10 protein-coding genes are annotated in these 11,239 nt (G+C 71.2%); 1 reads left to right on the top strand and 9 read right to left on the bottom strand.

What is annotated here, in order from left to right:
- Positions 1–4 precede the first annotated feature (4 nt).
- The 7 genes from KLK06_RS36875 to KLK06_RS36845 are packed head-to-tail and all read right to left on the bottom strand — an operon-like array spanning position 5 to position 8,119.
- Positions 5–1,876, bottom strand: coding sequence for an ABC transporter ATP-binding protein (locus tag KLK06_RS36875; protein WP_214640266.1), 1,872 nt, complete (start codon positions 1,874–1,876; stop codon positions 5–7).
- Positions 1,873–3,567 carry an ABC transporter ATP-binding protein gene (locus KLK06_RS36870; protein ID WP_308168614.1) on the bottom strand — a complete coding sequence of 565 codons (1,695 nt, stop codon included), beginning with the start codon at positions 3,565–3,567 and terminating at the stop codon, positions 1,873–1,875. Before KLK06_RS36870 ends, KLK06_RS36875 begins: the two co-directional genes overlap by 4 nt.
- A 53-nt stretch (positions 3,568–3,620) precedes the next feature.
- Positions 3,621–3,866, bottom strand: a complete 246-nt coding sequence (locus KLK06_RS36865; RefSeq protein ID WP_214640265.1) for an MbtH family protein — start codon at positions 3,864–3,866, stop codon at positions 3,621–3,623.
- On the bottom strand, positions 3,815–4,666 hold the full coding sequence (locus KLK06_RS36860; protein ID WP_250906606.1) for an ABC transporter ATP-binding protein: 852 nt from the start codon (positions 4,664–4,666) through the stop codon (positions 3,815–3,817). Before KLK06_RS36860 ends, KLK06_RS36865 begins: the two co-directional genes overlap by 52 nt.
- Positions 4,667–4,677: 11 nt before the next feature.
- Positions 4,678–5,739, bottom strand: a complete 1,062-nt coding sequence (locus KLK06_RS36855) for an iron chelate uptake ABC transporter family permease subunit (RefSeq protein ID WP_214640263.1) — start codon at positions 5,737–5,739, stop codon at positions 4,678–4,680.
- Positions 5,736–6,752 (bottom strand): iron chelate uptake ABC transporter family permease subunit, encoded by a 1,017-nt coding sequence (locus KLK06_RS36850; protein ID WP_308168613.1) that lies wholly within the window; start codon positions 6,750–6,752, stop codon positions 5,736–5,738. Before KLK06_RS36850 ends, KLK06_RS36855 begins: the two co-directional genes overlap by 4 nt.
- 41 nt (positions 6,753–6,793) lie before the next feature.
- The gene (locus KLK06_RS36845; RefSeq protein WP_214640262.1) at positions 6,794–8,119 is read right to left on the bottom strand and encodes a lysine N(6)-hydroxylase/L-ornithine N(5)-oxygenase family protein; all 1,326 of its coding nucleotides are present in this window, start codon (positions 8,117–8,119) and stop codon (positions 6,794–6,796) included.
- 81 nt (positions 8,120–8,200) lie between these two features.
- On the opposite strand from KLK06_RS36845, the gene KLK06_RS36840 reads away from it, so the two are divergent.
- Positions 8,201–9,139, top strand: a complete 939-nt coding sequence (locus KLK06_RS36840; protein ID WP_214640261.1) for a methionyl-tRNA formyltransferase — start codon at positions 8,201–8,203, stop codon at positions 9,137–9,139.
- Between the two features lie 4 nt (positions 9,140–9,143).
- Here KLK06_RS36840 and KLK06_RS36835 read toward each other — a convergent pair whose 3' ends face one another.
- Complete coding sequence (locus KLK06_RS36835; protein WP_214640260.1) at positions 9,144–10,685, bottom strand: FGGY-family carbohydrate kinase; 1,542 nt, start codon at positions 10,683–10,685, stop codon at positions 9,144–9,146.
- A 45-nt stretch (positions 10,686–10,730) separates the two neighbouring features.
- Complete coding sequence (locus tag KLK06_RS36830; RefSeq protein WP_214640259.1) at positions 10,731–11,210, bottom strand: RpiB/LacA/LacB family sugar-phosphate isomerase; 480 nt, start codon at positions 11,208–11,210, stop codon at positions 10,731–10,733.
- Positions 11,211–11,239 lie beyond the last annotated feature (29 nt).

The following is an 11,239-nucleotide window of genomic DNA, read 5'->3' as shown; positions in this document are numbered from 1 at the left end:
CAACTTAGGTTAGCCTAGCCTTACTAGATGGGGAAGTGGGTGTACGCGTCTCCCAGGCCCGCCACAGTTCGGCGTACCGGCCGCCGGTGGCGACCAGCTCGTGGTGTGGCCCCTCCTCGACGACCCGGCCGTGTTCGAGGACGATCACCCGGTCGGCCGAGGCCGCCTGGGTGAGGCGGTGGGCGACGATCAGGGTGGTCCGTCCCCTCGTCGCCGCGGCGGCGGATGCCTCGATGTCACGGGCGCCCAGGCTGCCCGCCTCCGCCGTGGCCTCGTCAAGGACGGCGATCGCGGGGTTCACGAGGACCAGCCGGGCGAGGGCGAGTTGCTGGGCCTGGGCCGCGGTGAGCTCGTGACCGCCTTCGCCGACCACCGTGTCGAGGCCGTCGGGGAGGCCCTGGGCCCACTCGAGGGCGCCGACGGTGGCCAGCGCCTCGGCGGCCTCGTCCGGGGAGGCTCCCGGCCGGGCCAGGCGCAGGTCCTCGATCAGCGGCCCGGCGAAGACGTGCGTCTCCTGGGTGACGATCGCCACCCGCCCGCGCAGATCGGCCGGAGCGAGCTCCGCCAGCGGCACGCCGCCGACGCGCGCCTCGCCGTGGCCTGGGCGCAGGATCCCGGCCGCGATGGCGGCGAGGGTGGACTTGCCCGCCCCCGTGGATCCGACCAGCGCCACCCGCGCACCCGCCGCGACCTGGACGCTCACCCCATCGAGCACATCGACCTGGCCGTCATAGCTGAAGCGCACGCCGGACAGCTCCAACGATCCGTCCACCGGCACGGGCGGCTCTCGGTCCGGGTCGTCGCCGGTGACCGGGCGCGGCGTCGGGGTGAGCTCGACCACCCCGACGAGGCGGGCCAGGCTCGCGCCCGCCGCCTGTACCTCGTCGAAGGTGAACAGCAGCATCGCGATCGGGTTGAACAGGCGGTGGAAGAGGACCGCGGCGGCCGCGCTCTCGCCGACCGTGACAGACCCGCCGCGCACCAGCAGGAACCCGGTCACCAGGATCGCGGCCAGGCCGAAGAACTCCGCCCGGTTGACCCGCCCGACGAAGCGGGTGAACAGCGTGAAGACCGCCACCGAGATGTCACGGGCCCGCCCGGAGGCGATCCCGATGTCGTGCAGGCGGGCCTGCTCCAGGCGGTAGGCGTGCACCGTACGGACGCCCTGCATGTTCTCGACCAGGAGCTGCGAGGAGTCCGCCACCGCCCGCCGCTCCCTGGCGTACTGGGGCGCCGCCCGCGGCAGGTACCACCGCAGGGCCAGCGCGTACAACGGCACCGCGACCGCACCGGCCAGCCCCAGCCGCCAGTCGATCCCGGCCATCGCGGCGACGCTCAGGACGCCCAGCAGGAACGCCGAGATCATCGTGGGGATCACGTCGGAGGCGGCCTTGCCGATCGACGCCGCGTCCGTGCCCACCCGCGAGAGCAGGTCGCCCTTGCCGGTGCGTTCGAGCGTCGTGGCCGGGAGGGTCAGTGCCCGGGCCACGGTCGCCTCCCGCAGCACCGCGAGGATCTGCCCGCACAACCGGCCGATCAGGTACGTGGCCAGGCCGGTGGTCACACCTCCGACCACGGCGGCGACGGTGATCACGATCGTGATGGGCACGATCGCGGAGCCGGGTGCGTGCTCCCGCACCCGGTCCACGAGCGCGCCCAGCGCGTAGGCCGGGACCACGGAGGCGACCGCTCCCAGCAGGCCCACGAGCAGCGCGAAAGTGAGGTTCGGCCACCTGCCGCGCAGCTCGCGCCACAACCACGACCACGTCAGGCGCGCGCCCGCGATCGGCAGCAGCTCGCGGTCCGGCGCGGCGGCGATCGGGGGCGGCTCGCGGTCGAGTTCTGCGGCTGTGTCGTCGCCGGCTGGTTCGGTCATCTCAGCACCGCCCGGTTGTAGTTCCTGTCTGTCGCGGCCAGTTCGGCGTGGGCGCCTTCGGCGACCACCCGGCCGCCGTCGATGACGACGACCCGGTCCGTGACGGCCAGCATCGCGGGGCTGCTCGTGATCACGACGGTGGTGAACGGTTCCGTCTCGTCCGGTGGGTGTCGCAGCGCCCGTACGCCTTGGGCGATCGCGTGTTCGGTGACGGCGTCCACGGCCGTCGTCGGGTCGTGCAGTACGAGGATCGGTGGCCGGGCCATCAGCGCCCGGGCCAGCGCGACCCGTTGCCGTTGTCCGCCCGACAGGCTGGCACCCCGCTCGGTGACGAGGTGCTCCAGGCCGTCGGGATGCGCGGAGAGCACCTGGTCAGCCGCCGAGGCAACCAGAACCCCCGCCAGCAGGGCCCGATCTGGCGAGTCCTCGGTCAGGGGCTTCGGTGGTGCGCCGGCGGTGACGTTGTCTCTGATCGTGCCGGTGAACAGGTCCGTGTGATGGGGTTCGACCAGCATCGTCCGGCGGACCTGCGCCAGCCGGACGCGGGCCAGTTGCCGGCCGCCGACGAGGATCTGGCCGTCGTACTCCTCCGGCGCCACCCGCCCCGAAAGGAGCTTGACCAGCGCCTCCCCGTCGGCGGCGCGGTGTGCCGCCACGCCCACGAACTCGCCGGGGCGCACGTCCAGGTCCACCCCCTCGAGCGTGCCGTACCTGAGCGCGCGCACCTCCAGTCCGGGCGCTCCGGCGGCGAGTTCCTCGATGCCCTCGGGCACCAGCGGGTCCGCGGCCAGGACGACGGCCACCCGTTCGGCCGACGCCCGCGCCTCGGCGACCCAGCTCGGGACGATGGCCAGCAGCCCTATCGGTTCCATCAGGAACTGGGCGAGCCCGATGACGGTGATGAGCTCCCCGGCGCTGATCCGCCCGTTCAGCGCGAACCATCCGGCCAGGATCGCGATGCCGCAGGCCAGCAGCGCGCCGCAGACCGTCGAGGCGGCCGCGTACACGCCCTGGGTGCGGGCCGCCCGGACGACGGCCCGCAGCGAACGCCTGCTGACCTCCCGGTAACGCTGGGCGGCCGCCTCCTCGGCGCCGATGCCGCGCAGCGGGCGCAGCCCGCTGACCAGGTCGGTCGCCAGTGACGTGGCCTCGGCCGCGCGTTCCTGCTGCTCGGTCACCCGCTTGGTGATCAGCGGCGTACCCGCCTGCAGCGCGAGGAGCACCACGGGCGTTCCGACGAGGACGGCCAGCCCGAGCCGGACGTCGATCACGAGCAGCGCGACGGCGCTCACCACCGTCGCCGTCACCGCACCGGCGATGCGCGGTACGTAGTCCAGCAGGTACGAGGTGTTGTCCGTGTCGGTGGTCGAGACGGTGAGCAGGTCGCCGGCGCGCTGGTCGGTACGGATGCCACGCGGATGCATGATCTTCGCCGCGACCTCGACCCGGAGCGTGTGGGCCTCCACCGCGATGGCGAGCATGAGCTGCCGGGCCCCGAACCGGTACACCGTCGTCAGCACGACGAACAGCACCGCCAGAGCCGCCACCCAGAACACCAGCGCGCCGCCGTCGCCGGGACCGATGGCCCGGTCGACGATGACCCCGATGAAGATCGGCACGAGTGACTCGCACACCTGGTGGAGGCTGATGAGACCGGTTCCCAGGCCCAGCCGCCGCCGGTTGCGGGTCACCGTACGTAGAAGGATGCGCCAACCCGTCCAGGGCCGCGCTGCCGCTGACGCGTTCAGCTGTCGTTCACCTGCACCGAAGCGTGGGCCATGCTCTCGCGCAGGCTCTTGGGACGCAGGTCCGTCCAGTTCTGGTCGACGTAGTCCAGGCACTCCTGCCGCTTGCTCTGACCGCCGTCACCGAAGACGATCCGCCAGCCGGCCGGCACCTCCTTGAAGGTCGGCCACAGGGAGTGCTGCTCCTCGTCGTTCACCAGGACGTAGAAGGTGCCGTTCTCGTCGTCGAAGGGGTTGTCGGACACTGTGCCTCCTCGGCATAGGGGATGGGCTGGGATCGCGGGATGACCAGGGGCGTGTGCGTCTCCGGGTCGTCGATGATCCGGCAGGGCAGGCCGAACACGTCCTCGATCAGCTCGGCGGTGATGATCGTCTTGGGGTCGCCCCGCGCGACGACGGCGCCCGCTTTCATGGCGATGATGTGGTCGGCGTACCGGCAGGCCTGGTTGAGGTCGTGCAGCACGGCGACGGTGGTGTTGCGGTGTTCGCGGTTCAGGCGCCGGCACAGTTCGAGCAGCTCGATCTGGTGGCCGATGTCGAGGAACGTGGTGGGCTCGTCGAGCAGCACGATCGGGGTCTGCTGGGCGAGCACCATCGCGACCCAGACCCGCTGGCGCTGCCCGCCGGACAGCGTGTCCACCAGCCGGCCCGAGAGGTCGAGAACGCCGGTCGCCGTCATCGCGGCCACCACGGCGGCCTCGTCCTCGGCGGACCACTGCCTGATCAGCTTCTGGTAGGGGTACCGGCCGCGGGCCACCAGGTCGGCCGCGGTGATGCCGTCGGGCGCGATCGACGACTGCGGCAGCAGACCGAGTCGCCGGGCGACCTCCTTGGCCGGATAGGCGTGGATGTCCTTGCCGTCCAGCACCACCTGCCCGGCGTCCGGCTTGAGCAGCCGTGACAGCGCCCTGAGCAGGGTGGACTTGCCGCACGCGTTCGGCCCGACGATCACGGTGAACCGCCCGTCGGGCACGTCCACGCTCAGGTGTTCGCTGATCGGCCGGCGACCGTAGCCCACGGTGATGTCCCGGGCACTCAGGCGCATGATTCCTCTCCTCATCGGCTTCGTGCGTGCGCGGCCAGCAGCCAGGCGAAGTAGACGCCACCCAGCGACACCGTGACGATGCCGACCGGGAGCTGGGTGGGGGCGAAGGCCCGCTGCGCGAGCCAGTCGCTCGTGGCCAGCAGCAGCGCGCCCGTGACCGCGGACGGCACCAGCGCGATGCCGGCCGTACGCGTCAGCAGGCGGGCGAGCTGCGGGACGGCGAGCGCGACGAACGAGATCGGCCCGGCGGCCGCGGTCGCCACCGCCGTCAACGCGACCCCGATGACGAGGTACGCCAGGCGGGACCGCTCCGCGCGGACGCCGAGCGCCGCGGCGGCGTCGTCCCCCATCGCCAGCAGGGACAGGCGCGGCCCGAGGGCCACCAGGAGCGCGGTCAGCAGCGCGACCGAGGCGGCCACGGGCAGGACCTGGTCCCAGTTCAGGGTGTTCAGGCTGCCCTGTCCCCAGATCGCGGCCGCGACGGCGGTCTGCAGGTTCACCTTGATGACGAACCACTGGTTGGCCGCCCCGAGCACCGCGCCGACCGCGATCCCCACGATGATCAGCCGGAACCCCTGCACGCCCTTCCGGTACGCGAGCAGGTAGACCACCGCGGCGGCGAGCAGGCCGCCCACCAGCGCGCCCGCGGCCGTCTGGTAGTAGTCGCGGCCCACGAACATCATCGTGACGAGCACCCCGGTGTACGCCCCGGTGTTGAACCCGATCACGTCGGGGCTGCCCAGCGGATTACGCATCAACGACTGGAACACGGCACCGCTCAGCCCCAGGGCCATCCCGATGATCAGGGACAGCAGCACCCGCGGCAGCCGCCACTCCACGACCACCAGCCGGGCGGGGCCCTGCTCACCGCCCAGCAGGACGCGGACCACCTCCCCCACGGGCACCTCGAACTCACCGGTGCCGAGAGCCAGCACGCCCACCGCGAGAGCGACCAGGCCGAGCACCGCGCAGATGATCCCGGTACGCACGCCGAGCCGCAGAGACAGCGCCTCGCCACGCACGACCACGACCCGCCTGCCGAAATCCAGCTCGGAGCCCAGAACCCGCTTCATGGCCCGCTCACCGTTCTGCGGCGGATCAGCCAGATCAGCACCGGGGCGCCGACGAACGCCGTCACGATCCCCACCTGCAGCTCGGCCGGCCGGATCACGACCCGCCCGACGACGTCGGCGGCGAGCATCAGAATCGGCGCGCAGACCACCGTGTAGGCGAAGATCCAGCGCTGGTCCGGCCCGACGATCCAGCGAGCGGCATGCGGCACCATCAGCCCGACGAACCCGATCGGCCCGACCGCCGCCGTCGCCGCTCCCGCCAGCAGGGTCACCGAGACCATGGACAGCGCCCGCGCCCGGCCGATGTTCGTCCCCAGGGACCGGGCGAGATCGTCGCCCAGAGCGATGGCGTTGAGCGAACGCGCGACGGCCAGCGCCAGGACCAGCCCTGCCACGACGAACGGCGCCACGGCTCCCGCGATCGACAGCGGCCGGCCCGCCAGGGTGCCGACGTCCCAGAACCGCAGGTAGTCGAACGCCCGCGGCTTCAGCAGCCGGATCCCGGCCGAGACGCCCTCCATGACCGCGCCGAGCGCCACACCGGCGAGCGTGAGCTGGACCGGCGTCGCGCCCCTGCGCCCCGCCGAGCCCAGGGCGTACACCAGGACCATCGCCACGGCACTCCCGAGGAAGGCGAACCACACGTACGACCAGATGCCGGTCAGCCCCAGCACCCCGATCGCGAAGACCACGAACAGGCCCGCGCCCGCGTTGATGCCGAGGATCTGGGTGTCGGCCAGCGGGTTGCGGGTCACGGCCTGGAGGACCGCGCCCGAGATGCCCAGCGCCGCGCCGACGAGCAGGCCCAGCGCGGTCCTGGGGACGCGCAGCTCGCGGACGAGTGCCTGGTCGTCGGTGTTGGTGAAGTGGGCGAAGGCGTCCCAGACCGTGGCCGGCGCGATGTTCTTGGTGCCGATCACGATGCTCAGGACGCAGGCGGCGGCCAGCAGCGCCACGCACACCGCCAGCCACGCGCTCCGGCCCGCGTTGGTCGCGGCGACGCCGCCGGTCACCGCCTGCTCCGCCTGTCCCGGACGTAAGCGCAGGGCTACCACTAGCTCGTGGCTCGTGCGCGGTTGGCGAGCAGGGAGTCGCGGATCTCGCCGGCGCGGACTGCCGTGGTGGACAGCAGCGTCGAGGTGATGCCGTGGGTGTGCTCACTGGCCCCCTGTACGTAGATGCCCGCGGACACGTGCCAGGGCACCTCGACCCGGTAGTCGCGGCCGATCCGTACCTCGTCCTCTTCGTCCCGCAGGCAGAGCTTGGCCGTCTCGCCGAGCACGGAGCCGAGGTCCTGAGGGCGGTAGCCGGTGGCGTGCACCAGGATGTCCGTGGCCAGCACCTCCCGCTCGCCGGTGGGCAGGAACTCCACCGTGACGTCCAGGCGGTCGCCCACGACGTCGACGTCCCTGATGCGCGAGACCTTGAGGATGCGCAGGCGTTCGTTGCCCTGGACCTTCTCGCGGTACATGGTCGCGTACAGGGACTCGATGAGGTCCATGTCGACCACCGAGTAGTTGGTGCCGCGGTGGTATTCGTAGAGCGCCTGCTTGACCGGGGCCGGAGCCTGGAAGAAGGTGTCGACGGCTTCGGGGTCGAAGATCCGGTTCGCGAAGGGGCTGTCGTCGGCGGGGGTGTAGCCGTACTTGGCGAACACCGCGCACACCTCCGCCCCGGTGAAGGTCCGGTGGAGATAGTCGGCCGTCTCGGCCGCGCTCTGCCCGGCCCCGAGCACCAGGATCCGGCGCACCGGGACACCGGCCTCGGTGAGGGCGGCCACGCGCGGGATCAGCTCGCTGTTGTGCCACACCCGGTCCGACAGGGCGGCGCCCGGCGGCAGGTGCGGTTCGAGGCCGGTGGCGACGCAGATGTTGCGGGTCCGGCGGACGATGAGGCGATCCGGGTCGGCGGGGTCGCGGCTGATCACGTCGAACAGGCGGACCTCTCCGTCGTCGGTGACGACCGGCTCGATGGACACGACCTCGGCGGAGTACTCGACCACGTCGCGCATGCGGGCCGCGGCCCACTCGAAGTAGCCGTGGAAGTCGATCCGTAACGGGAACAGCGTCTTGTGGTTGAGAAAGTCCACCAGCCTGCCGCGCTCCTTCAGGTAGCACAGGAAGCTGAAGTCGCTCGCCGGATCACGCATGGTGACCAGGTCCTTCAGGAACGACACCTGCATGGTGGCGTCGTCGAGCAGCATCCCCCGGTGCCAGCCGAAGGCGGGCTGCTTCTCCAGGAACCCGGCGCGGAGCCGGTCCGCTTCCGGAACCCGTGCGTTGTGCTCGTCAACGGCTATGGCCAGCGCCAGGTTGGATGGCCCGAAACCTACTCCCAGGATGTCGTAGATGCTGTCCGGCCCACTCGGCAGTGTGTCCACCGCGGCATCGCCTCCCTCATCGTGGTCATAGTAGATAAGGTTAGGCTAACCTTTCAATAATCATGAAGGAGAGGGTCGATCATGCGAGTGGTCATGTTCGGGTACCAGACCTGGGGTCATCGGACGCTGCGTGCCCTGCTCGACTCCGGGCATGACGTGATCCTCGCCGTCACCCATCCCAAGAGCGAGCACGCCTACGAGAAGATCTGGGACGACTCGGTCGCGGAGCTCGCGGCCGAGCACGACGTACCGGTGCTGCTACGCAACCGGCCCGACGACGCCGAGCTCATCCGGACGCTCAAGGACGCCGCGCCGGACATCATCGTCGCCAACAACTGGCGGACCTGGCTGCCGCCGGAGATCTTCGACCTTCCGCCGCACGGCACGCTCAATGTCCACGACTCGCTGCTGCCGGCGTACGCGGGCTTCTCACCGCTGATCTGGGCCCTGATCAATGGCGAGCGGGAGGTCGGCGTCACCGCGCACCGCATGAACGCCGAGCTGGACGCGGGCGACATTCTGCTGCAACGGGCCGTGCCCGTGCGGGAGGACGACACCGCGACCGACCTCTTCCACCGGACGGTGGACCTGATCGAACCGATCGTGCGGGAGTCGCTGGACCTGATCGCCTCCGGCCGGGCGCGCTGGGTCCCCCAGGACCGCGCCGAAGCCAGCTTCTTCCACAAACGGTCGGTCGACGACGGCCGGATCGACTGGAACTGGCCGGCGGAGGACCTGGAGCGGCTGATCCGCGCCCAGTCGGACCCGTACCCGAACGCCTTCACCCACCATCGCGGCGAGCGGATCGAGATCCTGTCGGCCGCGGTGTCGCAGGCCCGCTACGGCGGCACCCCAGGACGGATCTTCATCCGGGAGGGGGACGGCGTGACCATCGTCTCCGGCTCGGACGCCCGGAAGGGGCAGCGGCGCGGGCTGGTGGTGAGACGGCTGCGGACGCCGGACGGCGTCGAGCACGCGGCCACCGACTACTTCCGCACCATGGGCGGCTATCTCGGGTAGTCGCTCAGGCGAGAACGACTGGGCCGGGGTCCTCCCAGGGGACCGGGTCGGGCGCCTGGTATCGGGCCCGGGACACGGCCAGCCGGTCCCAGTTGTTCATCACCCCGTCGCGGATGGCCAGGAAGTCCCCGTACAGGTCGTCGTACAGCGCGGACCGCCGCGCGTCGGGCTCGAAGACGTCGCGCGGCACCACGTGCCGTTCCACCGCGGCCCGTACGGAGGGCACGGCGCCGGAGGCGACGAGCGCGGTGACGAACGCGCCCTTGGCCCCGATCTCGGAGTCGGTGGACCGCATCGTGGGCACGCCGGTGATGTCGGCGAGCAGTTGGCACCAGAAGTCGCTGTTCGCGCCGCCACCCGTGATCCGCAGCTCCGTGGCGCGGGTACCCGAGAACTCCAGGCATTCGCGGACGACGTAGCTCATCCCTTCCAGCATGGCGCGCGCGATGTGGGACCGGGTGTGCTCGAAGGACAGCCCGCTCATCGAGCCGCGGGCCCGGGTGTCCCGGAACGGGGCGCGCTCGCCCGCGGGACTGAGGTACGGGTGGAAGAAGATGCCGCCCGCGCCGGGATCGGTGGTCTGCGCGAGGTCGGAGATCCAGTTGGGCTTGTCCAGGCCGATGAGCTTCATCCCCCAGCCGATGGCCTCGACCCCGGCCATGGCCGCGAGGGAGCGCAGATATCCGCCCGGCGCTCCGGAGGGCAGGGTCATCCCGGCCGGCGTGCCGGAGGTGTCGACTGCGGCGACGGGTGTCCCGGTGGACAGGGTGGTCCCGAGGATCGTGCAGGTCTGTCCCGGGGTGACGGCTCCGATGCCGAGCGCCGTGGCCGGGATGTCGAACGGCGCCATGACCACCGGCAGCCCGGCCGGGAGCCGCAGCTCCGCCGCCGCCAGAGCCTGCAGCTCGCCGATCCGGTCGCCGGCGCCGCGGACGCCGGGCAGGAGGCGTTCAGCCCAGGGCATGTCGAGGAGGTCGAGGATCTCGGGTGAGTAGGTGCGTCCGCGGATGTCGAGGAACGGCGAGGCGGCGTCGGACTCCTCGACCGCGTACTCGCCGGTGAGCCGCAGGAACAGCCAGCCGCCGCAGTACAGCGCCTTGTGGGAGGCGTCGAGCCGCTCCCGGTCGTTGGTCCGCAGCCACTTCAGGATGGCACCGGACGTGCCGGCGAAGCCGTAGTTGCCGTTGATCCGGAAGGCGTCGTCGAGCACTCCGCCGGCCTCCCAGCGGTCGATGATGTCGGCGGCGCGCCCGTCGTTCCACAGAATGGCCGGGCCCGTGGGGCGGCCGTCGGGTCCCACCAGCCAGCATCCGTCCCCCTGCCCGGTGAACGCGAGCATCCGCACCGGCTCGCGGCACCCGTGGACGACGGACCGGACGGTGTACACGACCGCGTCCCAGACGCCGTACATGTCCTGCTCGCTGAAGCCCGGGGACGGTCGCCGGACCTGCGTCGCCTGGCGGGCGACCTGCAGCTCGCGGCCCTCGTCGTCGAACATCACGGCCTTGACCATGGTGGTGCCCGCGTCGACGCACAGGATGGCCATGCTTCTCGCTCCTTCGTGACCGCGCTGATCTCCGGGGAGGGATCCCTAGCTCGCGGTGCGTTCCTCGTAGCGGGTGATGACCACGACCTTCTCATTCGACGGGGAGGAGCTGTCGAACTCGTAGCCGAGCCACTCCTTGACCAGGCGGCGGGCCAGCTCGGGCCCGATCACGCGCTGGCCGAGCGTGAGCACCTGGCAGTCGTTGGACAGGATCGACCGCTCGGCGCTGAAGGAGTCGTGCGCGACCGTGGCGCGCACGCCGGGCACCTTGTTGGCGCTGATGGCCATGCCGATGCCGGTGCCGCAGATCAGCACCCCCCTGTCGATCTCTCCCGCCGCGACGAGCTCGGCGAGCCTGATGCCGACCTCACCGTAGGACTCGCTCTCCGGATCCGACGCGGGGACACCGAGGTCGCGGACCGACTCCACGCGGTCGTCGGCCTGCAGATCCGCGAGGATCAACTCCTTGTAGGCGAGCCCGGCTACGTCACAACCGATCGCCATCCGCCAGTGCTTGGAAACCATGGACAGTCGTCTCCTTCGTACGTTCTTGC

Source organism: Nonomuraea sp. NEAU-A123 (assembly GCF_018603905.1).
In the GTDB taxonomy this organism is placed as follows: domain Bacteria; phylum Actinomycetota; class Actinomycetes; order Streptosporangiales; family Streptosporangiaceae; genus Nonomuraea.
This window is presented reverse-complemented; position numbering and strand designations above follow the sequence as displayed.

Bases quoted from the DNA above. Each gene is read 5' to 3' on its own strand.
- KLK06_RS36875 (WP_214640266.1), bottom strand. From the start codon at position 1,876: ATGACCGAACCAGCCGGCGACGACACAGCCGCAGAACTCGACCGCGAG.
- KLK06_RS36860 (WP_250906606.1), bottom strand. From the start codon at position 4,666: ATGCGCCTGAGTGCCCGGGACATCACCGTGGGCTACGGTCGCCGGCCG.
- KLK06_RS36855 (WP_214640263.1), bottom strand. From the start codon at position 5,739: ATGAAGCGGGTTCTGGGCTCCGAGCTGGATTTCGGCAGGCGGGTCGTG.
- KLK06_RS36840 (WP_214640261.1), top strand. From the start codon at position 8,201: ATGCGAGTGGTCATGTTCGGGTACCAGACCTGGGGTCATCGGACGCTG.
- KLK06_RS36835 (WP_214640260.1), bottom strand. From the start codon at position 10,685: ATGGCCATCCTGTGCGTCGACGCGGGCACCACCATGGTCAAGGCCGTG.
- KLK06_RS36830 (WP_214640259.1), bottom strand. From the start codon at position 11,210: ATGGTTTCCAAGCACTGGCGGATGGCGATCGGTTGTGACGTAGCCGGG.